This window comes from Labrenzia sp. R5_0, assembly GCF_017743835.1.
Classification (GTDB): Bacteria; Pseudomonadota; Alphaproteobacteria; order Rhizobiales; family Stappiaceae; genus Roseibium; species Roseibium algicola.
In genome coordinates this window covers 270,165-292,918 of sequence record NZ_JAGHRK010000002.1, presented here as the reverse complement: position 1 = coordinate 292,918, position 22,754 = coordinate 270,165, and the positions used below count along the sequence as shown (strand labels likewise).

At 59.9% G+C, this 22,754-nt stretch carries 18 protein-coding genes; 10 read left to right on the top strand and 8 right to left on the bottom strand.

Annotation, left to right across the window (positions count from 1 at the left end; genetic code table 11):
- Positions 1-67: 67 nt before the first annotated feature.
- The gene (locus J7447_RS10195) at positions 68-1,864 is read right to left on the bottom strand and encodes an EAL domain-containing protein (RefSeq protein ID WP_168692686.1); all 1,797 of its coding nucleotides are present in this window, start codon (positions 1,862-1,864) and stop codon (positions 68-70) included.
- 491 nt (positions 1,865-2,355) lie between these two features.
- Between J7447_RS10195 and rpsD the strand changes: the two genes are divergently transcribed.
- Positions 2,356-2,973 (top strand): 30S ribosomal protein S4, encoded by a 618-nt coding sequence (rpsD, locus tag J7447_RS10190; RefSeq protein WP_023000837.1) that lies wholly within the window; start codon positions 2,356-2,358, stop codon positions 2,971-2,973.
- Between the two features lie 87 nt (positions 2,974-3,060).
- On the opposite strand, the gene J7447_RS10185 is transcribed toward rpsD, so the two are convergent.
- The 5 genes from J7447_RS10185 to J7447_RS10165 form a co-directional block, all read right to left on the bottom strand.
- A complete protein-coding gene (locus tag J7447_RS10185) occupies positions 3,061-3,549 on the bottom strand; it encodes a LysM peptidoglycan-binding domain-containing protein (RefSeq protein WP_152506182.1) in 489 nt (162 codons plus the stop codon).
- Between the two features lie 186 nt (positions 3,550-3,735).
- Complete coding sequence (locus tag J7447_RS10180) at positions 3,736-4,710, bottom strand: TAXI family TRAP transporter solute-binding subunit (RefSeq protein WP_209169538.1); 975 nt, start codon at positions 4,708-4,710, stop codon at positions 3,736-3,738.
- A 28-nt stretch (positions 4,711-4,738) separates the two neighbouring features.
- Positions 4,739-6,850, bottom strand: coding sequence for a TRAP transporter fused permease subunit (locus J7447_RS10175; protein WP_209169537.1), 2,112 nt, complete (start codon positions 6,848-6,850; stop codon positions 4,739-4,741).
- Between the two features lies 1 nt (position 6,851).
- On the bottom strand, positions 6,852-8,507 hold the full coding sequence (locus J7447_RS10170) for a sulfatase-like hydrolase/transferase (protein WP_209169536.1): 1,656 nt from the start codon (positions 8,505-8,507) through the stop codon (positions 6,852-6,854).
- A gap of 116 nt (positions 8,508-8,623) precedes the next feature.
- Entirely contained in the window at positions 8,624-9,526 is a 903-nt protein-coding gene (locus tag J7447_RS10165) for a LysR family transcriptional regulator (protein ID WP_209169535.1), read from the bottom strand.
- A gap of 297 nt (positions 9,527-9,823) precedes the next feature.
- Between J7447_RS10165 and J7447_RS10160 the strand changes: the two genes are divergently transcribed.
- The 7 genes from J7447_RS10160 to J7447_RS10130 all read left to right on the top strand — a co-directional run bounded on the left by J7447_RS10160 (position 9,824) and on the right by J7447_RS10130 (position 16,978).
- Positions 9,824-10,807, top strand: coding sequence for a TRAP transporter substrate-binding protein (locus J7447_RS10160; protein ID WP_209169534.1), 984 nt, complete (start codon positions 9,824-9,826; stop codon positions 10,805-10,807).
- 65 nt (positions 10,808-10,872) lie between these two features.
- The gene (locus J7447_RS10155; RefSeq protein WP_023000844.1) at positions 10,873-11,436 is read left to right on the top strand and encodes a TRAP transporter small permease subunit; all 564 of its coding nucleotides are present in this window, start codon (positions 10,873-10,875) and stop codon (positions 11,434-11,436) included.
- A complete protein-coding gene (locus J7447_RS10150) occupies positions 11,433-12,713 on the top strand; it encodes a TRAP transporter large permease (RefSeq protein WP_023000845.1) in 1,281 nt (426 codons plus the stop codon). The genes J7447_RS10155 and J7447_RS10150 overlap by 4 nt, the downstream gene beginning before the upstream one ends.
- Positions 12,710-13,732 carry a 4-hydroxythreonine-4-phosphate dehydrogenase PdxA gene (locus tag J7447_RS10145; protein ID WP_168692690.1) on the top strand — a complete coding sequence of 341 codons (1,023 nt, stop codon included), beginning with the start codon at positions 12,710-12,712 and terminating at the stop codon, positions 13,730-13,732. Before J7447_RS10150 ends, J7447_RS10145 begins: the two co-directional genes overlap by 4 nt.
- Before the next feature lie 13 nt (positions 13,733-13,745).
- Complete coding sequence (locus tag J7447_RS10140; RefSeq protein WP_023000847.1) at positions 13,746-14,918, top strand: L-rhamnonate dehydratase; 1,173 nt, start codon at positions 13,746-13,748, stop codon at positions 14,916-14,918.
- An 81-nt stretch (positions 14,919-14,999) separates the two neighbouring features.
- Positions 15,000-15,911: a dihydrodipicolinate synthase family protein gene (locus tag J7447_RS10135; RefSeq protein WP_023000848.1), complete on the top strand. Its 912-nt coding sequence runs from the start codon at positions 15,000-15,002 to the stop codon at positions 15,909-15,911.
- A 140-nt stretch (positions 15,912-16,051) separates the two neighbouring features.
- A complete protein-coding gene (locus tag J7447_RS10130) occupies positions 16,052-16,978 on the top strand; it encodes a LysR family transcriptional regulator (protein ID WP_208993506.1) in 927 nt (308 codons plus the stop codon).
- Between the two features lie 51 nt (positions 16,979-17,029).
- Here the strand turns inward: J7447_RS10130 and rhaI are convergent, their stop codons facing one another.
- Positions 17,030-18,313: an L-rhamnose catabolism isomerase gene (rhaI, locus tag J7447_RS10125; RefSeq protein WP_209169533.1), complete on the bottom strand. Its 1,284-nt coding sequence runs from the start codon at positions 18,311-18,313 to the stop codon at positions 17,030-17,032.
- Between the two features lie 202 nt (positions 18,314-18,515).
- Positions 18,516-20,618 carry a bifunctional rhamnulose-1-phosphate aldolase/short-chain dehydrogenase gene (locus tag J7447_RS10120; RefSeq protein ID WP_209169532.1) on the bottom strand — a complete coding sequence of 701 codons (2,103 nt, stop codon included), beginning with the start codon at positions 20,616-20,618 and terminating at the stop codon, positions 18,516-18,518.
- Between the two features lie 184 nt (positions 20,619-20,802).
- On the opposite strand from J7447_RS10120, the gene J7447_RS10115 reads away from it, so the two are divergent.
- On the top strand, positions 20,803-21,609 hold the full coding sequence (locus J7447_RS10115; RefSeq protein WP_031269240.1) for a DeoR/GlpR family DNA-binding transcription regulator: 807 nt from the start codon (positions 20,803-20,805) through the stop codon (positions 21,607-21,609).
- Between the two features lie 55 nt (positions 21,610-21,664).
- Positions 21,665-22,657, top strand: a complete 993-nt coding sequence (gene rhaS / locus J7447_RS10110; RefSeq protein ID WP_077292528.1) for a rhamnose ABC transporter substrate-binding protein — start codon at positions 21,665-21,667, stop codon at positions 22,655-22,657.
- Positions 22,658-22,754 lie beyond the last annotated feature (97 nt).

The following is a 22,754-nucleotide window of genomic DNA, read 5'->3' as shown; positions in this document are numbered from 1 at the left end:
CGTGTCCCGCCGGTCAGGTGAGAACGTGCAACGTGTTCCCTGAGAAGTGTAGAAGTGTGGCTTGGCCTCACGCAGCCAGGCATTTGACGGCCAGGCCGTCGTCGGAGCGCTTGGCTGCGCGCTTCAGTTCCATGATCTCGTGGTTGAGCGTATCGGGATGCAGCGTCAGGCCCTTGGGCAGGCTGAGGATCGATATGGAACACTGCAGCAGCGGGAACTGCCGCGTCGTGCCGAAGCGGTCCTGGGCTTCGATGAAGCCGCGTTCCCGGTGCTCGGGTTCATAGAAGCTTTCCACATCCAGGCGGAATGCACGTTTCAGCGCCAGCATGCGCGCAGCAACATCGGTCTGGTCGACATTCTGGAAACCGGCGAAGAAATCGTCGCCGCCGATATGGCCGTAAAACGTGCCTGACCCCGAAATATGACGCTGCAGCAATTCGCTGAAAAGAATGATCGCCCGGTCGCCCTGGCGATAGCCATAGGTGTCGTTGAACGGCTTGAAGTTATCGAAGTCGAAATAACACATGTGCCGGTCGTACGTGCCCTTGCGCCCGCTTTCGGCGATGAACCTGGAAATGGCGCCATTGCCCGGCAGGCGGGTCAGCGGGTTCTGGTCCTGCGCTTCCTGAAGACGCTTTTCGTGAATGATCTTCAGGAGAGAGGTGGCTGACAGGAAACCGGCATAGCGGAAGTTCTCGGTGATGATGATGCCATCCGAATTGATCGAGGAGGCAAAGGTCACCAGCAGCATGTCCGCATTGGAATCGATGTCGGCGATCGGGCAGGCGCGGACGAAAGAGCGCAGCGGGAAATCGAGGGCTGCCTTGGCATCGTCGTCGTCCGGTGCGCCCGCATAAAGATAGGCCTTCAGGTCGCGTTCGTGGATCAGGCCGCGCGGCTCGTTGTTGGCATCCACAACCGGAACCACACTGGCCTCCTGGTTATGGACCACCATGTCGAGCAGGTCGTTCATGGAAGCGTTCGACTGGATGGTCGGTACCTTGATCAGCTCGTTGCGGATCCGGTCCAGCTCCTCCCGGCGCTTGCGGCCGACACCCGGCGCGCGCACATGGTCATAAAAGAGCTTGGCGGAAGAGGCCTCCTGGAACGGCTTGGCGACGAAGTAGCCCTGGATCAGGTCGCAGCCTGCTTCCCGGCAAGCCTTGAACTCGCTCTCCGTTTCAACACCTTCGGCAATCACCCTTGCGCCGAGCACGTGCGCCAGGTTGGCCACCGTGGTGACAAAGAGCTTTCTCCTGGCGTCGCAATCGATGCCGTTCAGGAAGAAACGGTCGATTTTGACGTAGTCGGGTGACATGTCGTGCAGCAGACGCAGCTCGGAGGAGCCCCGGCCGAAGTCGTCAAGCGCGATCAGGAAACCCAACTGGCGCAGATCGTTGACGGCGTGGTGGGTAACGTCGGTGAAGGTCTGCTGGTGCCGCTCGGAAAATTCCAGACAGATCTGGTTCACCTGCAAGCCGGCTTCCGCCACAAGGCCTGCCAGCCGCATGCGCGGATCGTTGTCCTGGCCGAGGTCGCGTCCATCCAGCTTGAAATAGAGTTTGGTGCCCTGGGCGATCTTCAACCTACCGAAGCGGTTCATCGCCTTTTCCAGAAGATGGGCCTCCAACTGGGGCAGATATCCTTCGGCGTGGGCAAAATCAATCAGTTCGTCAGGCGATTGCGCACCGACAAGATCGCAGTTCCGGATCTGGGCCTCATAGCCGTAAACAACACCGGTGCCGATATCGACGACCGGCTGAAGGGCATAGTCCAGTTTCGCCAGCGTGTCCTTCGGCGTACGACAGAGCAAGCCGGGCGCTTCCGGAACTGTCTGAAGAACTGGTTGACGATTCGCTGACATTCTAGATCCTATTGCCGAGGTCCGGCCGATAAGCTTCCGTTGTTTGATGGGGTCTCGGAACAGTCCGTTGCACTGATATTATTCGCTATGGTTGCAACGGCGATTGCATAGTGAAAAGCTGCAATTAAAAATCTCTAAATGTATGCATTGTTTTCCCCATTTTGTGGACGCTACGTCATAAATTATGGCAATGAATTCCATCTGAACCGTTAAATATGCCTGCTTGTCCGACAAAATAAGCAGAATTGGCCGGGTTCGGCGGGTCTTTTCCGAAGCGGACCGGGAGCACGCATTGACATTTCAAGGCTCTGCCTGTATCTCCGCGCGGTCCGGCAGGCAATGTCTTCCGGATCTACGCACCCGTGGGCATCCGGCCGGCGCCGTCTAGCCGGGTCCCTGTCGATCTGACCTTTCCGTCGCAAGACGGGTTGTGACGATAAAGGAGGGCGCGTTTCCTTTTAAATAACAACGCGAATTCAAAGGAAACCGCGATGTCGAAGCGCCATAGCGTTAAGTACAAAATTGACCGCCGGATGGGCGAAAACATCTGGGGTCGTCCGAAGAGCCCGGCCAACAAGCGTGAATACGGCCCGGGTCAGCACGGCCAGCGCCGCAAGGGCAAGCTGTCCGACTTCGGTGTTCAGCTCCGCGCAAAGCAGAAGCTGAAAGGCTACTACGGCAACATTTCCGAAAAGCAGTTCCGCAAGGTTTATGCTGAAGCGTCCCGTATGAAAGGTGACACTTCCGAAAACCTGATCGGCCTGCTGGAGCGCCGTCTGGACGCCATCGTCTACCGTGCGAAGTTCGTCCCGACCGTTTTCGCAGCACGTCAGTTCATCAACCACGGCCACGTGAAGGTGAACGGCAAGCGCGTCAACATCTCGAGCTACCAGATCCGTCCGGGTGACGTGATCGAAGTTCGTGAGAAGTCCAAGCAGCTCGCCCTGGTTCTGGAAGCAACCCAGTCCGCAGAGCGTGATGTTCCGGATTATATCGACGTCGACCACAACAAGATGACCGCGACCTACTCCCGCGTTCCGGGCTTCTCTGACGTACCGTACCCGGTACAGATGGAACCGAACCTGGTGGTCGAGTTCTATTCGCGCTAATCAGCGCCGAATACGGTTTGACGGAAAGGCCCGCCTCTGGCGGGCCTTTTCTTTTTGCCGGCCTTTGTTTGAGGCGGATGCCGGGCGTCAGATGTCGTTGCGCGGTATTCGAAGAACCTGACCCGGGAAAATAACGTTTGGACTGCTCAGGATGTGCTGGTTGGCATCGAAGATCGGCTGATAGTCGCTAGTGCCATACTGGTCTTGCGCGATCTTGGTCAGGGTATCGCCCGACTTCACCGTGTAGGGCTGCCAGCCACCGTATCCCGCCAGGATCCTGGGGCCGAACAGGACAGGGACGACGACGGACGGGCCATTTTCGTTGCCGGTGTCGTCGGCCAGGGTCAGGAACAGGCGATTGAGCTGAAACTGGTTGGTGTCCGGGATATCGATAAATCCCTGGAACTGCTTGAGGCCGAGTGAGCCGACCTGGGTGAAGGAGGCATATTCGTCGTGTCCTTCGGAAACCCGAATGCTCAAGGTTCCTTCGAATGCGGTCGCATTACCCGCGATCAGTATTCTTGATCCCACCAGATCAAACGGCTGTGGTTGCTGAATATCCAGAGTTACAGTCATATCAATACCTTCCGCGTAAAAAGTCTCAGGTATCTTCCGCTGCCCCCAGCCGGCTTTGACAAGGGTACAACGTTTTGGCGGAAAAACGATAGATGCAGCTTTACCGGGGGTCTGCGCTCACGGCTGGAGACCCCCGGTCTTGGTGGATTTGCCCGGCCGCTCTTCGTCGGTCAGGGCCAACGCCGGTTATTGAACCCCGATTTCCTTGTAGTAACGGGCAGCGCCCGGGTGGAACGTGGCCGTGCCGAGTGTCTGGGCGGCATAGTCTGGCGACAAGGCCTTGGCCCAGGGGGCATCGGTTGTGATGCTGCCAAGGTTTTCCCAGAAGGCCTTGGTGATCCGGTAGACGAGCTCTTCGTCAAGGTCTGCACGCACACCGATCCCGACTGCCGTGTCGTTGGACATGACCGGACCGTCATTCACCTGGTTCTCGTAGAGACCTGCCGGAATTTCAGCCCGCTGGCGGAACTTGCCGAGGAACTTGTCGACCTCTTCACCTTGATCGTCTTCCGGCCCGATGAAGCGGACTGTCTCGGTTTCGGTGAACTGGATGAACTGCTGGCACGGGTCGATACAGCCATTGACATACATTTCCACCTTGCCGTCCAGGAAAGACTGGAAGCCGGTTGCCCAGTTTGCCTTGATGGCGTCGTAGTCCTCACCGGCGACAAGTCCGGTGGTGGCCTCGATCCAGCCCTTGGCTGCGTTGTACGCACCGCCACCTTGCGGTCCGAGGAAGACCGTTGCACCTTCGATGTCATCCAGAACGGTGATGTCACTGTCTCCACGAACGGCGAAGTGATACTGGCCGTAGGGGAACCACATCAGCACCTGCACATTCTTGGCAAGTTCCGGGGCTTCCGGCTCGTTCTTGTACATGGCCGCACCGTTGCTCATCAGGATGTGGATCGTGGGCGAGATCATGTACATGTCGAGGTTGCCGCGAGCGGTTTCCATCTGGTGCAGCGTTGCCGCGCCGCCGCCGGCGACTTCGATGGAAACATCATCGAGCTTGTCCGTCACGATGTTGGCGAAGGTCGCCATGGTGATTGCCTGACCGAGGCTTGGCTCTATGGTCTGCATCTTGAGCGTGTTGTCTTGAGCCGACGCAGAGCCGGCCAGCATCAGGCCGGCAAGGGCTGTAAAGGCAAATCGTTTCATTCCGTCCTCCCGTGGAAAATTGCTCTTTTCATTGTGATGGATTGGGCGCGGCGGCTGGGCTCCGGTGCCGCATTGCGTGAAAGGCGAAGTCCGCCAGGATCAGAACCGCGGCTGCACCGGCAATGGCCACGTGCGGCACCAGAACCAGCAGGCCGAGGCAAATGCGCAAAATACGCTCCCAGTATGGCAGGCGCCCCCGGTCGAACCCGGCTAAAGCGGAAGCGATCGACCACATGGCGAGCGCAAAAGCGGCGATGATCCAGAAGAACGCTCCCCAGGAAACTGTCGCGAGATCGACCATCGCCTTGCTGTCCGGCGCGCCGGTGCCGAACCAGGCGAACAGCACCTGCAGCTTGTAGAGAACCGCCGGGTGATAGACGAAGACAAAGGGGATCAGGAAGCCGGCAATGCCGATCCGGGCGGCTTCGAAACCCGTGCGGATCGGGTCTGCCCCGGCAATCGGGGCGGCGGCAAAGGCGGCGAGCGCAACGGGCGGGGTAACCGTGGACATGACCGCAAAGAAGACCACGAACAGGTGCAGCGTCAGTTCGGGGATACCAACCGCATCAATGCCGGAAGAGAGCGCGATCACGATGATGAAATAAGTTGCGCCAGGCGGCAGACCCATGCCGAGCACGATGGCGCCGAGGGCAACGACCACCAGTACGAGCGGCAGCGGCCCGCTGGCGAGCTGTGTCAGCAACAGCGCAAGGCGACCGGCAAAACCGGACACCTGGATCAGGCCGACGATCAGTCCGATCGCCGTTACGATGACGACGATCGTAGCCGCCATGCGACCTGCGTTGACGAACGCCTGCCAGAGGCGTGTGCGGGACCGGAATTCGCGGAACAGGACCAGCGCGGAGACGATGGCGGCAACAAAGCCGTAGAACCCTGCCTTGGGTACGGATGGCTGACTGAACAGGAAATAGGTAAGCACACCCAGTGGCACGACAAACACGAGGCACTGCACCCATTCCTTGCCTGTCAGTGGCGGCCGTTGCTCTTTCGGCAGGGCCCCGATGCCAAGACGCCGGGCCTCGAAATAGACCGTCAGGAAGGTGGCGAAGTAGAACATGATCGCGGGCAGGATGGCGGCCACAACGATGTAGCGGTATTCCAGCCCGATCTGCCCGGCGACGAAGAAGGCGACAACCCCCATCACCGGCGGCATGATCTGACCGCCCGTGGAAGCGGCAGCTTCCACAGCCCCGGCAAAGGCCGGCTTGAAGCCGGATTTCTTGATGACGGGAATGGTCATCACGCCGGTGGAGACCACGTTGGAAATCGCGGCGCCGGAAAGCGTGCCGAATAGGGCGGAGGAAGCGACCGCCGCATGAGCGGCACCGCCGACGAGCCCGCCGGTGAGCCGGTTGGCGATCTTCATCAGCAGGTCGCCCGCGCCCGAAGCCATCATCACCGCACCGAAAACGATGAAGATCAGCACGCTGCCGGAGACGACCTGCAGGGGCTGACCGAACTGGCCACCGGTCTGGGCCCAGAAGTTCAACACCATGGCGCGCAGGCTCTGCCCGAATGTGGAGTCGGATCCGGCCAGAATGCCGGTCCAGTCCGGCAGGTAACCGCGAATGAAGAAATAGACCACCCAGAACAGGCAGAAGGCGACGATGAAGCCGCCGAACATGCGCCAGGTCAGATAAAGCGTAATGGCGGTGGCGATCGGGAACATCACGAAGTCGATGGGGCTGGCGCTTGGCAGCGCACCGCCGTCAGTCGCGAAGATCTTCAGCATCCAGGACACAAAGGCGGCGAGCGCGAGCAGCGTCAGCGCCCAGTTGAGCCAGCGCCAGGCGCGGCCCCGGTGCAGTGTCAGCAGACAGATGGCAAAGGAAAAGACGATTGGCAGGCCGATGATCAGCCCGGTCGGCAGCAGGAAGGATCGTTCGAACGAGCGGTAACCAGCCCCAAGCCAGTGGTCGCGAAGCAGGGCGCGCTGATCGCGGCGCGACAGTTCATCGAAGCCTTGTGTTGTGGTCTCGATGAACCAGCGGACAAAATCCGTGATCGGGCCGGAGGCCGCATAGGTAACGATCACGAGCACGAAAAGCACGGCGAGACAGTCGGCAATCCACTTGTCGCTGCGGACAATGGCCGGGGTGTCGCCTGTTGCCGTGCTCACCTCAACGTCCTCCCTTTTCGGGCGAAACATGATCCTGCAGGGCAGGGCCGCGATAGGCCTCGGTCAGTTCCTCCGGCACTTCCGATCCATCCTTCAGGAACGGAAGAATACCGCGCCGGGCGGACTTGCCGCGCATGGCGGCGATATCGGCATCCGACCGCGTCACACGCTGCGACATACGCCGGCCCCAGCGGGCCAGTAGGTCGTACATGCGGGCGATCTCGGCCTCATGGCCGTCGGCCTTGGCCAGGTCGTGGAATTCTTCCGGGTCGTTCTCAAGGTCGAACAGCATCGGCCGGAAACCGCCTTCGGCATGGATCAGCTTGTAGCGGCCGTCGAACACCATGAAGAGACGGGCATCCTTGGTGCTGACGCCAAGGGAGGCGCACATGGGGGTGACGGAATAGTCGTATTCGCTGATGACCGCCTCTCGCCAGTCGGGCGTCTCCCCGCGCAGCCAGGGGCTCAGACTGCGGCCTTCCAGAATGTGACCAGCTTCGACCCCGCCGGCAGCTTCCAGAAATGTCGGGGCAAGGTCGATGGCTTCTACCAGCGCATCGCAGGTGGTGCCTCTTGTGGCATCGGCTTCGGACCGCGGATCATAGATGATCATCGGGATCTTGACGGAAGGCTCGTGGAACAGGTCCTTTTCGCCGAGCCAGTGGTCCCCGAGATAATCGCCGTGGTCGGAGGTGAGCACGATCATCGTGTCCTCCATCCGGCCGGTCTCTTCCAGGTAGTCCAGGAGCCTGCCGAGCTGGTCGTCGCATTGCTTGATCAGGCCCATGTAGGCGGGGATGACCTTTCGGCGCACATCTTCCTGCTGAAAGGCGGCCGCAATCTTGTTGGCCATGAAGGCCGCATAAATCGGATGCGCATTTTCGCGCTCGACATCGGCGCGGATCGCGGCGGGAACGTGGTTCTGCCCGTACATGTCGTGGTAGGGCGCCGGCACGATGTATGGCCAATGGGGCTTGATATAGCTGACATGCGCGCACCAGGGTGCAGTTGCCTGTTCAATGAATTCGATCGTGCGGGTCGTCAGCCAGGGTGTTTCGCTGTCTTCCTCGCGGATATTGGCGGGCTTGTCCGCATTGTCGAACATCCAGCCGGACGCCTTCTCGCCGTTTTCGACGCCGGCGTTGGCGAAATCCGCCCAGGGGTTCTCTCCCGCATAGCCGCGGGACTTGAGGTATTCGTTGTAAGGCGAACGTTTTTCGTCATAAAAGCCGTCCGGCCCTTCGCCCCAGAGACCGTCGTCCCGCACCCAGACATCAAATCCGCACTCGGCCTGCCGGGCGCCGATGATGCTGTCCGGGGATAGCCCCAGCCGGGTCATGCCTTCCGCATCCACCTTCATGTGCGTCTTGCCGATAAGCCAGCAGTCCATGCCGGCCTTGCGCAGGTGATCGCCGAGCGTGTGTTCGCCGACCCGGAGCGGGTAGCCATTCCACTGTGCCCCGTGGGAGGACGCATAGCGCCCGGTGTAGAAGCTCATCCGGCTGGCGCCACATATGGGGGATTGCACATAGGCATTGGTAAAGCGCACGCCCCTGGCGGCAACCCGGTCAAAATTCGGTGTGTGCAGATAAGGGTGTCCCGCGCAGCTCAGATAGTCGAAGCGCAGCTGGTCGTACATGACGAACAGGATATTCACTCAGATGTCCTCCCAAGGTGCCGCTTCTGCGGCCTTCTTGGGGGGAAGACTAGCACTCCGGAGGTATATCCCTCAATTAACTCGAACTCATGGATATAACTTCAGGTTATATCCAATCATGTCTGGGGAGCGCAATTGCGGCCTTCTTCGCGAACGATGTCTGCAAAGGCGAGGGCAGCAGGCGTCAGCAGCCTTTCCTTGGTCCAAGTAAGGGCAATATCCACCGTCAGCATGCTCAGGTCGACAGGCAGCGCCGTCACGGACCACCGTTCCCTGACCTCGTCCACAATGAGCGATGGAAACGAACAGACGATGTCGGACTGTTCCAGAACGGACAGAATACTGAGGATCGAATCGGAGCGGATGACAGGGGCGGGCCCTTGCAGACCGTGCAGGCGGAAGAAGTCCTGAAAAAGAGGGCGGCGGCTGCTCGGGCCGATAACGGCCCATCGTGCGTTCAACAGGTCTTGCGGTTTTGACAGGTCCTTCAGGTAGGACTGCAGGCCCGCAAGGAAGGTCACCGATGTCGTCAGCAGCGGTTCGACATGAAGCCCTGCCTTGGGCTGTCCGTCAGGAGCCGGGCCGATGACGAAATCCGCTTCGCCCGACCTCAGCGCGTGAAAGGCCTTCGGGGCGTGGCCTCCGGTGATGTTCAGCTCGATGCCCGGAAACCGGTTCTGAAACCGGCGCAGCACAGGAGGAATGATCTTCAGTGCGGCGAGCGGCGAGACCACCACCGAAATCATGCCGACATATTGCCCGCGTGACTGGGCGACATCTTCCGAAAGCTTCTGCAGGTCGCTTTGGATGCGGCGACAGCGGTCGATGACGGTCTGGCCTTCCAGTGTCGGCACGATGCCGCTCGGCACCCGGTGAAACAGAACAACGCCGAGATCGCCCTCGATCTTCTTCAACGCCTTGGTGATTGCTGGCTGAGATTTTCCAAGGACCTTCGCGGCGGCCGCCAGGCTTCCAAGGGTCGCGACAGCGTCGATCAGTTCCACATACTGGGCTTTCACGCCATGGGCCTTCCGGTTGATTTCTGGCAGTGCCAGACTGTGCCAAAGTTCGGTTGATCAGGCTACAGAACGCTGCATTTCGGCTTGGGACAAGGGGCGGAAACCGCCGTTATCGGGCTTGCAGCAGGTGCTGGTACTTGCTCTCATGGTTTTCGCAACAGGTGTGATCAATTCCATTTGGTTATCGGTCGATCCTGTCTTCCCATTATTCTTGGCAACGGACTTTCACTAGGTTCCCTTAGGTGGGAGTTGACGTCCGTCGCCGGTCGTCGGTCCCGTCAAGTGGAGGAGACATCAATGAACAAGATACACAAGGGCCTTTGTGCAGGCCTGCTCGCGTCCGTCTTTGCTTTCGGTGCGCTGCCCGCGCAGGCCGAGACCTACATCGTTGCCGTTGGCGCAGCTTCCAACAGCTTGCAGGGCCGCAGCGCGCAGAAGTTTGCCGAGGAGCTGCAGGCGCGTCTCGGCGATGCCGACAAGGTCGAATTCTATGCCGACGCGCAGCTGGGCGACGAGAAGGAGCTGATGCAGAAGCTGCGTCTCGGTACCGTGCAGTTCACCCTGATTTCGTCCATCATGACCAACGTGGCGCCGGAATTCGCCCTGTTCGACATGCCGTTCCTCGTCAAGGACCGCGAGCATCTGAAGGCCATCGACGCCAATCTGGTCAAGACGGAGCTGGCCCCCAAGGCTGAAGCCGCCGGTCTTCACGTGATTTCAACCTGGGAAAACGGGTTCCGCCAGATCACGAACAACTCCCGCCCGATCAACACACCAGCCGACCTGGACGGGCTGAAGATCCGTACACCGTCTTCCGAGTGGCGCGTCGCGATGTTCAAGGAGTGGGGCTCCAACCCGACGCCGATGGCATTTTCGGAAGTGTTCGTGGCCCTGCAGACCGGCACGATGGACGGGCAGGAAAATCCGCTCACCAACATTGTCGGCGCCAATTTCCAGGAAGTTCAGAAGTATCTCAGCCTGACAGGCCACGTCTATTCGCCGACCTACCTGACGACGGGTGCCGGAACCTGGGGCAAGCTGCCGGAAAACGTCAAGACGGCCGTATCCGAAGTTGCAGCTTCGGTGCAGGACTGGTCGCTCAATGAAGGCGAGACTGCGGACAAGGAGCTGGTCGACAAGGTGCGTGCCGCCGGGGTCGAGGTGAACGAGGCCGACAAGTCCGCTTTCATCGCAGCGTCTGCGCCGATCTACGAAGCCTTTGCAGCGAAGGTTGAGGGTGGCGACAAGCTGGTGGGGCTGGCGCAGAGCCTTGCCGACTGATCAAACAAGACACTGACAAAACAGCCGGCCGGGCCAACCGGCCGGCAATTTCTCTGGGAGGAGCCATGATTGCTTTGTTCGAGCGCCTTTTGTTGCGCGCAATCGAGGCTGTCTGCATCGCACTTCTGCTCGCCTTGACGGGAGCGGTCATCTACTCGACGACAATGCGCTACCTGGGGGCTTCGCCGTCCTGGTACGACGAACTGGCCAGCGTGATGCTGGCTTGGTTGACCTACTTCGGTGCGACCTACGCTGTCTTCATGCGGCACCACATGTCCTTTTCCGGCCTGGTGACTGCCATGCCGAGAGGACTGGCGGTGGCCTTGACAGCCTTTTCGGAACTGCTCGTCATCGCCTTCTTCGCAATTGTTGCCTGGTACGGTTATGCGGTTCTGGCGGTTGCCAAGTGGGATTCACTCCTCAGCCTTCCGTGGATGACGCTCGACATCGTGCAATCGGTCATCCCCATCACCTCAGGTCTCATGATCATCGGAACGCTGCTGACGCTGCCACGCACGTTGCGCGACGCTGCCGCTGGAGTTGATCGGGAACACGCGGAAATCGAACACGCAATTGCCGAGGCTGAAGAAGAGGCCCAGGCCATGCACGCACGGGAGGGCACACGATGATCCTTCTTCTGACAACAATCGTCCTCATCGGACTGATCCTGATCAACGTGCCGATTGCCGTGGCAATCGGGATTGTCGCTCTCGGCGGGTTCGTCCTGACTTCGGGTACGGACCGGCTCTACGACATGGCCATCGCGCTCTATTCGGGCTCGACCTCTTTTCCGCTGATCGCCATCCCGCTGTTCATCCTTGCCGGCAACCTGATGAACACGTCAGGCATTTCCGTCAGGCTGATCAACTTTGTCACTGCTCTCATCGGCTTTGTCCGGGGTGGGCTGGGCATGGTCAACATCGGTGTTTCGATGGTCTTTGCCGAAATTTCCGGGTCAGCCGTGGCCGATGTGGCCGCCACCGGTACGGTGCTGATCCCGGAAATGAAGAAACGCGGCTATTCCCGGACGCTTGCGGCGGCAATCACCTCGTCTTCGGCGTCCCTTGCCATCATCATTCCGCCGTCCATTCCCATGATCCTTTATGGTGCAATTGCCGAAACTTCGGTGCTGAAGCTGTTCGTGGCCGGTATCGTTCCGGGCGTTCTCGGCGGCGGACTGCTGATGATCGTCACCTACATTCTGGCGGTTCGCTACAACCTGCCGCGCGCCGAAGGCTTCGACCTTCGCCACGTTGCCAGGACCTTCCGGGAAGCGTTCTGGGCGCTCACCATGCCGGTGATCATCCTGGGCGGCATATTCTCCGGTATTGTTACGGCAACGGAAGGCGCCGGGCTGGCTGTACTGGCGGCGTTGGTGATCGGCCTGTTCATCTACCGGGATCTCGATGTCCGGCGCCTGCGCAAGACCATGCTGGAAGGTATCAGCCAGACGGGTGTGGTCATGCTGCTGGTGGCAACATCCGCCGCGCTGGGCCTGTTCCTGACGCAGGCCCAGGTGCCGCAGCAACTGGCCGCGCAGATCACCGAACTGACCACCAATCCCTTCATCGTGCTGGCCTTGCTCAACCTGCTCTTGCTGGTGCTCGGCATGTTCCTGCACGGGGCGGCAGCAATCATCCTGGTCGTGCCGGTGGTCATGCCGCTGGTGAATGCGGTTGGCATCGACCCGATCCATTTCGGCATCATGGTGACACTCAACCTTGCAATCGGTCAGCAGACACCGCCGGTCGCCTCGGTGCTGATCACGTCCTGCTCGATTGCCAAGGCGGGCATCTGGGAAACGTCCCGTGCCAACCTGCCGTTCATCGGCGTGCTCGCCCTGATCCTGCTTCTGGTGACCTACGTTCCCCAGGTTTCCCTTGCTTTGACGGAGTTTATTCAATGACGACGCCCAAACCGCGTTTGGTTCTGACCCTTGGCGATCCGGCGGGTATCGGCTCTGAACTGGTCGCCCGGCTTCTCGCCGAGGAGGAAGCCCGCCAGGCGGCGGATATCCTGATCCTTGGAGACGAGGCAGAGCTGAAAACCGGCATGGAGATCGCCGGTGTCCGTTTCGACTATCAGGTCGTCTCATCGGCTGCGTTGCCCGAGCAAGGGTCCGGGGTTCCGGCATTCCTGCAGGTTGGCAAGGCTCCGGAAGGTGGCTGGAAACGTGCCGAGGTGAGCGCGGAAGGTGGCGCACATTGCCTGGAAACGCTTGGCATGGGGGTCGACATGGTTCGGGCAGGCAAGGCGGATGCGCTGGTCTTTGCCCCGCTCAACAAGGCATCACTTCATTCGGCCGGCATGAGCCAGTCGGACGAGCTGCACTGGTTTGCCGACCGGCTGGGCCACAATGGCAGTGTCTCGGAACTCAACGTGATGGACGGTCTATGGACCAGCCGGGTAACGAGCCACATCGCCCTGCGCGATGTGGCTGACCTCATCACCGAAGACAAGATTATCGAGGCTGCGCGGCTGATTCATTCGGCCTTGAAGGATGCCGGGTTCGAGAGCCCGCGGATCGGTGTCTGTGGCCTCAATCCGCATAATGGCGACAACGGCAATTTCGGGACGGAAGAAATAGAGATCATCACGCCCGCAGTCGAACGTGCGAAGGCGCTTGGCCTGCCTGTGGAAGGGCCTTATCCCTCCGACACCATTTTCCTGAAAGCGGTCGCCAAGGAACTCGACGCCATCGTGACGCTCTATCACGATCAGGGGCAGATCGCGATCAAGCTGCTGGGCTTCTGGCAGGGGGTGACGGTGCAGGGTGGTCTGCCGATCCCGATCACCACACCGGCACACGGAACCGCCTTCGACATTCGCGGCAAGGGAACCGCCAATGTCGGCCCGATGCGCAACGCCTGGAACATTGCCTGCGCCATGGGAACGCGGCGCCGGACCTCCCGAATTTCCAATTGAGTGGATCAACCATATGAAAATCAAATCCGTACGCACGCGCGTCTGGACCTGGAAAGGTCCGACGGTCCCGCCGCAGGGCAACTTCTGCACCAACGCTTCCGATGCCCTGTGGATGAAGGGCGATGCAATGTCCTCTTTCCGCTTTCACCAGTGGCTGACATGTGAAGTCGAGACGGAAGACGGCACCATCGGCATCGGCAACGCCGCCTTGGCTCCCTCGGTCGTCAAGAAGGCCATCGACGACTGGTATGCACCACTGGTGATCGGCGAAGACCCGTTCGACTATGCCTACATCTGGGAAAAGATGTACCGGCGCAGCCACGCCTGGGGGCGCAAGGGGATCGGCATGACGGCTATCTCGGCCATCGATATCGCGATCTGGGATCTGATGGGCAAGCTGGTCGGCAAGCCGGTTTTCAAGCTTCTGGGCGGCCGCACCAAGGAAAAGATCCCGGTTTATTATTCCAAGCTCTACGCCGGGTCGATCGAGGCGATGCAGAAGGAAGCCGAGGAGGCAATGAAGGGCGGCTACAAGGCCTTCAAGTCCCGCTTTGGCTTCGGCCCCAAGGACGGCATGCCGGGCATGCGGGAAAACCTGAAGCGGGTCGAAGCGGTTCGCGAGGTCATCGGCTACGACAATGACCTCATGCTGGAATGCTACATGGGCTGGAACCTCGACTATGCCAAGCGCATGTTGCCGAAACTTGCTCCTTACGAGCCACGCTGGTTAGAGGAGCCCGTGATCGCGGATGACGTTGCCGGGTATGCCGAACTCAATGCTATGAACATCGTGCCGATTTCCGGCGGCGAGCACGAGTTTTCGGTGATCGGCTGTGCCGAGCTCATCAACCGCAAGGCCGTCAGCATCCTGCAGTATGATACCAACCGGGTTGGCGGCATCACGGCGGCGCAGAAGATCAACGCCATTGCCGAAGCTGCCCAGATCCCGGTCATTCCCCATGCGGGCCAGATGCACAACTACCATCTGACCATGGCCAACACGAATTGCCCGATCAGCGAGTATTTTCCGGTGTTCGATGTCGAGGTCGGCAACGAGCTCTTCTATTACATCTTCGAAGGAGACCCGGAAGCCGTGGACGGCTATCTGCAGCTTGACGACGATCTGCCCGGCCTCGGCATCACGATCTCGGACAAGCATCTCCAGCATTTCGACATTGCCGAGTGACCTTTCGGGTTTCCTGCTCCGGCCCGCAAACCGAGGCAGGAAGCTCATCCATTATCCTCAAAGACAAAAGCACGTAGCCCCATGACCCCTTATTCCGGTATCTGGCCTGTCGCCCCGACACCCTTTCACGAAGACGGTTCGCTTGATGAACCGGGCATGCGCCGCGTGCTGGATTGCCTTATCGACCAGGGCGCGGATGGCATCTGCATCCTGGCGAATTTCTCCGAGCAGTTCCTGTTGTCGGATGCAGAGCGCGAGTTGCTGACACGGCTTTGCATCGAGCATATCGACGGCCGCGTTCCTGTCATCGTCACGATCAGCCATTTCGCGACACGGATCGCGGTAGAGCGGGCGCAGCTTGCCAAGTCGCTTGGCGCAGCCATTGTCATGATGATGCCGCCCTATCACGGTGCTCTTTTGAAGGGGAACGCCCAGCAGACGTTTGATCAATTCGCTGCCGTTGGCGAGGTCGGCATTCCGATCATGATCCAGGATGCGCCCCTGTCCGGCGTCGACCTGCCGGTGCCGCTTCTGGTGAAGATGGCCCGCGAGATCGAGATGGTGAAGCTCTTCAAGATCGAATGCCCGCAGGCTGCCAACAAGTTGCGGTCTCTCATTGCTGAAGGCGGCCCTGCCATCGAAGGCCCATTTGATGGCGAAGAAGGTATCACGTTGCTGGCGGATCTGGACGCAGGCGCGCGCGGATCGATGACCTCGGGGATGATTGTCGACCAGATCAAGCCCGTCATCGAGCTCTATCACGCGGGCCAAACCGACGAGGCAGCAGATGCCTATGCGCGGGTTCTGCCCGTCATCAATCACGAGAACCGCTTGTGCGGCTGGCGCTCCTGCAAGGCGGCGATGGTCGAAGGCGGTGTCATCAAATCCGATTTCTGCCGGCATCCGATCGACCCGCTCCCGCAGCCGGTGCGCGAGAGGCTACTGACGCTTCTGCGCCGGCTCGATCCCCTGGTTTTGCGCTGGGGGCAGTGAGGACAACTCCGGGGCGGTCAGCCGCCGTTTGATCCACCTTGAGACATGAGGCCGGGTATTTGACTGTCTGGAAAGGAAAAAATCCGGTATCGATTGAGACCGCCAAGCGGGTACGCCAACGACTGAGCGGATCGATCGATATGCATGGAACCTTCGACATGGCGATCCTGTCTCGCCTGCGGTTCAAACAGCTTGCCCTTGTGGCGAGCCTGGAAGTCACGACCAATCTGCACGAATCCGCGCGCGAGCTGAACCTTTCCCAGCCCGGGGCGACAAAACTTTTGAAGGAAGTGGAGGACACGCTCGGGGTCACGCTGTTCGAGCGTCTTTCCAGGGGCATGAAACCAACGGCCTATGGCGTGGTGGTCGCCCGGCATGCCCGCCAGATCATTTCCGAGACAGGGCGGCTGAAGGCGCAATTGTCGGCGATGCAGCGCGGCGAATATGGCAAGGTGCGGCTTGGCGCGATCATGGAAGCCTTGCCGGGGCAGGTATCAGAGCTTCTGATGAACCTGATGGAAACCAATGTCGGCCCACAGATCAGCCTGATGGTGTCGACTTCCGACAATCTCATTTCCGCGCTCAACGAAGGTGCGCTGGATATCGTGTTGGGGCGGCCGGTGGAACATCTCGACATGACCGGCATTCGGTTTGAACCGCTCTGGCAGGAGAGGCTCGCTGTCGTGGCGGCGCCGTCGCATCCTCTGGTGCCAAGCAAGCAGCTCAGTCTGGTGGACCTTGGTGATTTCAGCTGGATCCTGCAGCCAAGGCCCAGCCCGATGCGCATGTCGATCGAGCTTGCTTTTGCTCACGCGGATCTGCCCGCACCGCATTACGGCCTTGAAACGTCGTCGATGCTGATGACAACGCTGGCGGTCGGAAAAAGCGACATGCTGGCCGTTCTGCCGCAATCGGTTGCCGACTACTATCAGGAAAACGGCCTGATCCGCATTCTGCCGGTCAGGCTGGAAGAGCACATGAGCCGATACGGGCTTTTGATCCCGAACAAGGATGAATTCGACCCGGAAGTCGAGGCCCTGGTCTCGCTCATTCGCGCCTCTGTCTGACCGGGAAGGGGGCCCCCTCCCGGCCGGTCTTTTCTGGTCAATACTCTTGGGTCAGACTATCCCGCCGCCGGCCCCGGAAACTTCCGGGCGGATCTCCGCGACCTTCTGGCGGTATCCTGCACTCCGGTAGGCCGCAACAGGGTCGACAGCGCCGCCGTTTTCCAGTCTTGCCATTGCCAGGATCGGCTCGACATCGGTGCGAAAAGCGGTTTTCAGCGTGGTTGTCGCCATCAAGGCGTCATTCGTGTCCTGAAAACCGTCCAGGGCAGACCTGTCGACCAGCAGTGCCTGGGCATAGGCGCGCTGCACCTCCATTGCGGAGACCATCAGGCTTTCGATGGGGTCGGTCACGTTGTGAGACTGGTCGAGCATATGCGCGGGATCGAAACCAGGCGCCTTTCGCGTTTCGGCGTCCACCAGTTCGTTGAACACCAGGAACAGCCGATACGGGTCGATGGAGCCCGTATCCAGATCGTCATCGCCATACTTGCTGTCGTTGAAGTGGAACCCGCCGAGCTTGCCGAACTGGATCAGCCGGGCAACGATCATCTCGATATTGGCGTTGGGGGCATGGTGGCCGAGATCGACAAGGCAGTAGGCCTTCTCTCCCAGTTCCTGCGCGATCATGTAGTTGGTGCCCCAGTCCTGCACCACGGTGGAATAGAAAGCCGGCTCATACATCTTGTGCTCGGTGAACAGCCGCCAGTCGTCCGGCAGTTCCGCATAAATGGCTTTTGCCGCGTCCAGATACCGCTCGAACTGACGTGTGAAATTGGCCTGGCCGGGAAAGTTCGATCCGTCGCCGATCCAGATGGTCAGGGCCCTGGAGCCGATGGCCTTGCCGATCTCGATGCATTCCAGATTGTGTTCGACAGCCTGCCTGCGCGTGCGGGCATCCGTATGGCTGAGCGAGCCGAACTTGTAGGAAAGAGGCTGACCGTCCTGATCCTGAAAGGTGTTGGAGTTCATGGCGTCAAAGCCGAGCCCGAGCGAACTTGCCTTGGCTTTCAGCTCCGCCGGGTCGGCCTTGTCCCAGGGAATGTGCAGCGAAACGTTTGGTGTTGCGCGGGTAAGCTGCTGGATGACGCTGCAATCTTCCAGCTTGTCGAAGATATGGCGCGGTTCGCCCTTGCCGGGAAACCGCGCAAAGCGCGTGCCGCCGGTGCCGACACCCCAGGACGGCACCGCGACGCCATATGCGGCGACCTTCGCCTTGATGGCATCGATGGAAACGCCGCGCCGGTCGAGCCTTTCGCCCAGGGTTTCATAGTCACGCTTCAGGTCGGCTGTGCGGGTCTCGTTTTCCCCGGCGACCAGCGATGTGTCGATCATCATGAGAAGATCCTTTCCCGGATTTTCTTCGATCCGTTTGTTCCAAGATCACTTCCCTCAAGCCACTTCCTCATCCTGAGGAGCGAGCCTGCTCGCGTCTCGAAGGATGGGCGGCAAGCTCTGATCGTGTGGCCCATCCTTCGAGACGGACCTGACTGTCCTCCTCAGGATGAGGGAAGATGTGGTTCGATTACCTTGAGGACTGCTACCGTGTGAAAGCCTGAACGTTGCCGGCGTCGACGTTGATGATGTTCCCGGTCGACTTGGCGGAAAACTCGGAGGCGAAGAAGTAGGTTGCCTCGGCGATGTCTTCGGGCAGCACGGACAGTTTCAGCAGCGAGCGCTGGCGGTAGTGTTCCTCCAGCTCCGACGTGTCCTTGCCGTAGGCTTCTGCGCGTTCCTTCAGCCAGTCACCGGACCAGATCTTTGACCCACGCAGGACAGCGTCCGGATTGACCACATTGACTCGGATCCCCTCCGGAGCACCTTCCAGGGCAAGGCAGCGGGCGAGGTGCAGTTCGGAAGCCTTGGCCGTGCAATAGGCGCTGGCACCGGGAGACGCGGCGAGGCCGTTCTTCGATCCGATGAACACGATGGAGCCGCCGACCCCTTGCGTCTTCATGACCTTGAAGGCCTCACGGGACACCAGGAAGTATCCGGTCGACAGGATCGACATGTTCCGGTTCCACAGGTCGAGCGTGGTGTCCTCGATCGGGGCGGAAGACGCGATGCCGGCGTTGGAAACGAGAATGTCGACACCGCCGAATTCCAGTGCAGCTCGGGCAAAGCTGTCTGCCACTGCGTCTTCACTGGTGACATCCATCGTCACCGTGCGCACGACGTCCCTGGAATAACGTGAGGTGAGATTGTCGGCGGCGGCCCCGAGTGCGTCCGCGTCGATGTCGGCCAGCACCACACAGGCGCCTTCGCGAAGAAAGCGTTCAGCGGTGGCTGAGCCGATGCCACCGGCGCCGCCGGTGACCAGCGCGATCTTGCCTGCAAGGCTCTTGGGTTTAGGCATGCGCTGTAGCTTGGCTTCTTCAAGAAGCCAGTATTCGATGTCGAAGGCTTCCTGTTCCGGCAGGCCGCGGTAGGTGGAGACGCTGGAAGCGCCGCGCATGACGTTGATGGCGTTGGTATAGAACTCGCCTGAAATGCGTGCCGTCGCCTTGTCCTTGGCGAAGGTGATCATGCCAACGCCCGGCACCAGGTAGACAACGGCGTTCGGGTCGCGAAGGGCGGGGCTGTCGTCGTGCTTGCAACGGTCATAATAGGCCGCATAGTCGTCACGGTAAGCTTCTGCAGCCTGACCGAGCCCGGCAAGAGTTGCCTCGATGTCCGGGGTCGCGGGATCGAAATCAACCACGAGCGGGCGGATCTTGGTGCGCAGGAAATGATCCGGGCAGCTTGTGCCGAGGGCGGCAAGGGCTTCCATGTCGTTGGCGCAGACAAATTCCAGCACAGCGTCGCTGTCGTCGAAATGACCGACCATATGCTGCTTGCCGGAGACCATCCCCCGGATTGCAGGCATCAGGCGGGCGGCAACGGCCCGCCGGTCGGATGGGGCCAGGGCGCGGTGTTTCGAGCCGCCGAAAGCATCTCTTCCTGCCGTCTTTTCCTCAAACCAGGCAATCGCCTTGTTGATGATTTCCAGTGTGGTTTCGTAGCAGGTCCTGGCGTCGTCAGCCCAGGTAAAAAGGCCATGGCTTTCCAGAACGACCCCGCGGGCCTCCGGATTTTCCAGGCAGAATTTTTCCAGCCACAGGCCCAGTTCATAGCCTGGACGCTTCCAGGGAAGCCAGCCGATGTCGGCGCCGAAAATTTCCTGCGTGATTGCCTTGCTGTCGCTTGCCGCTGCAATGGCGATGATTGCGTCCGGATGCATATGGTCGACATGACTTTTCGGCACATAGGCATGAAGCGGCGTATCGATGGAGGCGGCGCGCGGGTTCAGGTTGAAGGTGCAATGGGGCAGGCAGGCGACCATCTCGTCTTCGAACTCGACACCGCGATAGAGCCCTTTAAGTGCCCGCAGCTTGTCCATGTAGAGCGTCGCAAAACCATCCATCTTGATGGTGCCGACATCGCCGCCGGAGCCCTTGACCCACAGTACCTCGACCTGATCGCCGGTGAGGGGATCCTTTTCCATCGCCTTGGCGGAGGTGTTGCCGCCACCGTAGTTGGTGATGCGCTTGTCGGAGCCCAGGAGGTTGGAGCGATAGAGCAGCAGCTCCGCTTCGCTCATGCCGGAAGCCTTCTGGTCATCCCACAGGTTTGCAAGCCGGGAACCGGCAGCGGAATTCAACATCTTTTCCTCCCAGGTAAGCCTGACGGCTTGCGTCTCGTTGTTTAGAAACTCGCTTGAACGGATCAGGTTGTCAATCAAAAACGATCAATATCAATCATATTGCGCTGCAAAATGATCATTTTTGATTTTTTATGATTGACATTGACCGGTGTTGGTGGAAACGTTTGATCAATGGGAGGACCAGATGCACGAGAAAGAACGCCACAGGATCATATTGTCCGCAGTCCAGGACCGTCCGGTTGTGACGGTACAGGAACTGGTGGCGTTGACGGATTCCTCAGAAGCGACCATCCGTCGTGACATTGCCCAGCTGCATGTGCAGAAGAAGCTGCGCCGCGTGCGGGGTGGGGCGGAGAGCATTCATCCGCCGCAGTTCGTCGGTCTGGCAGGACGACCGTTCAGTGTCAACGAAACGATCAACATCGCTCAGAAACGCGCAATCGCGCAAAAGGCGGTGGAGCTTTGCGAGGATGGCGATGCCATCATCATCAACGGCGGCACAACCACCTTTCAGATGGTGCATCCGCTGGCAACCAAGCGCTGCCAGGTGTTCACCAACTCGTTTCCGATTGCCGAGCATCTCCTCAAGAATTCCAAGAACACCATCATGCTCTCGGGCGGGGTGATCTATCGCGAACAGAACATCATCCTGAGCCCCTTCGACAACGACGTGACCCGGAACTTCTACGCGACGCGCATGTTCATGGGCGCCCAGGGGCTTGGGCCGCTTGGGCTCATGGAGGCAGATCCGTTGCTCATTCAGGCCGAGCAGAAGCTGATCGGCCAGGCGGATGAACTGGTGGTTCTGGCGGATTCGTCGAAATTCAGCGCACGTTCCAGCCTGATCCTGTGCCCGCTCGAGCGGATTTCCACCGTCATCACCGATGACAGGATCCCCGACAGCGCGGCCAACATGCTGGAACAGGCCGACATCCATCTGATCGTGGCGGAAACAAGCGCCGCACAGACCAAGGCAACCTCGAACGGGTAGCCGGCACACTGTCCGGACCTTGGGAGGGGCCGGCAGCACTTTAGGGAGGAAGACCATGAAATTGCTCAAGTCACTTCTGGCGGCAACAGCAGTCGCCGCCGTCTGCATCGCCGCACCGGCCAGTGCCGCGGAAAAACGCATCGCCCTTGTCGTCAAGGCGCTCGGCATCGGCTTCTTTGAAGCTGCCGCCAAGGGCGCTGAAGAGGCTGCCAAGGAGCTCGGCGATGTCGAGATCATCTACACCGGCCCGACCGACACGACCGCAGAAGGTCAGATCGAGGTCATCAACGCGCTGATCGCCCAGAAGGTGGATGCCATTGCAATCTCCGCCAACGATCAGGACGCCCTGGTTCCGGCACTGAAGAAAGCCATGGACCGCGGCATTACCGTGATTTCCTGGGACAGCGGCGTTGCACCGGAAGGTCGCCAGCTTCACCTCAATCCGTCTTCCAATCCGCTGATCGGCAACATGATCATCAAGCTGGCCGCCGATCATCTGCCCGATGGCGGTGATGTCGCCGTCCTGTCCGCGTCCGCAACCGCCACGAACCAGAACATCTGGATCGAGGAAATGAACAAGGTGAAGGACAATTATCCAGGCATCAACGTGGTCGCCACCGTCTATGGTGATGACCTTGCCGACAAGTCCTACCGTGAAGCCCAAGGCCTGATGCAGACCTATCCGGACCTGAAGGCGATCATCGCGCCGACGTCCGTGGGCATCGTTGCCGCCGCTCAGGCGGTCTCCGACGCCGAAAAAGCCGGTCAGGTCAACGTGACCGGGCTCGGCCTGCCGTCAGAAATGGCTGGCCACATCGAATCCGGTGCATCCAAGTCGTTCGCCATCTGGAACCCGATCGATCTCGGCTATTCGGCAACCATGCTGGCCTACAACCTGTCCACCGGCGCCGCGGAAGCAAAGCCGGGCGCGGAAATTCCGATGGGCCGTATGGGCACGCTGACGCTCAACGACAGCAACGAAGGCGCGATGGCGGACCCGTTCGTCTATGACAGCTCCAACATCGACGACTTCAAGGACATTTTCTAAGCTGGTCGCCAGGACCGGACGATAGAAACATGTCAGACCCGGTGCCAAGCGCACCGGGTCTTTGAAACCAGCAACGAAACTCCAGGCTCCGGGAAAT

What these genes read in the sequence shown, in the direction of transcription:
- J7447_RS10195 (WP_168692686.1), bottom strand. Translation starts at nt 1,864, where the DNA reads ATGTCAGCGAATCGTCAACCAGTTCTTCAGACAGTTCCGGAAGCGCCC.
- rpsD (WP_023000837.1), top strand. Translation starts at nt 2,356, where the DNA reads ATGTCGAAGCGCCATAGCGTTAAGTACAAAATTGACCGCCGGATGGGC.
- J7447_RS10185 (WP_152506182.1), bottom strand. Translation starts at nt 3,549, where the DNA reads ATGACTGTAACTCTGGATATTCAGCAACCACAGCCGTTTGATCTGGTG.
- J7447_RS10180 (WP_209169538.1), bottom strand. Translation starts at nt 4,710, where the DNA reads ATGAAACGATTTGCCTTTACAGCCCTTGCCGGCCTGATGCTGGCCGGC.
- J7447_RS10160 (WP_209169534.1), top strand. Translation starts at nt 9,824, where the DNA reads ATGAACAAGATACACAAGGGCCTTTGTGCAGGCCTGCTCGCGTCCGTC.
- J7447_RS10155 (WP_023000844.1), top strand. Translation starts at nt 10,873, where the DNA reads ATGATTGCTTTGTTCGAGCGCCTTTTGTTGCGCGCAATCGAGGCTGTC.
- J7447_RS10150 (WP_023000845.1), top strand. Translation starts at nt 11,433, where the DNA reads ATGATCCTTCTTCTGACAACAATCGTCCTCATCGGACTGATCCTGATC.
- J7447_RS10145 (WP_168692690.1), top strand. Translation starts at nt 12,710, where the DNA reads ATGACGACGCCCAAACCGCGTTTGGTTCTGACCCTTGGCGATCCGGCG.
- J7447_RS10140 (WP_023000847.1), top strand. Translation starts at nt 13,746, where the DNA reads ATGAAAATCAAATCCGTACGCACGCGCGTCTGGACCTGGAAAGGTCCG.
- J7447_RS10135 (WP_023000848.1), top strand. Translation starts at nt 15,000, where the DNA reads ATGACCCCTTATTCCGGTATCTGGCCTGTCGCCCCGACACCCTTTCAC.
- J7447_RS10130 (WP_208993506.1), top strand. Translation starts at nt 16,052, where the DNA reads ATGCATGGAACCTTCGACATGGCGATCCTGTCTCGCCTGCGGTTCAAA.
- rhaI (WP_209169533.1), bottom strand. Translation starts at nt 18,313, where the DNA reads ATGATGATCGACACATCGCTGGTCGCCGGGGAAAACGAGACCCGCACA.
- J7447_RS10120 (WP_209169532.1), bottom strand. Translation starts at nt 20,618, where the DNA reads ATGTTGAATTCCGCTGCCGGTTCCCGGCTTGCAAACCTGTGGGATGAC.
- J7447_RS10115 (WP_031269240.1), top strand. Translation starts at nt 20,803, where the DNA reads ATGCACGAGAAAGAACGCCACAGGATCATATTGTCCGCAGTCCAGGAC.
- rhaS (WP_077292528.1), top strand. Translation starts at nt 21,665, where the DNA reads ATGAAATTGCTCAAGTCACTTCTGGCGGCAACAGCAGTCGCCGCCGTC.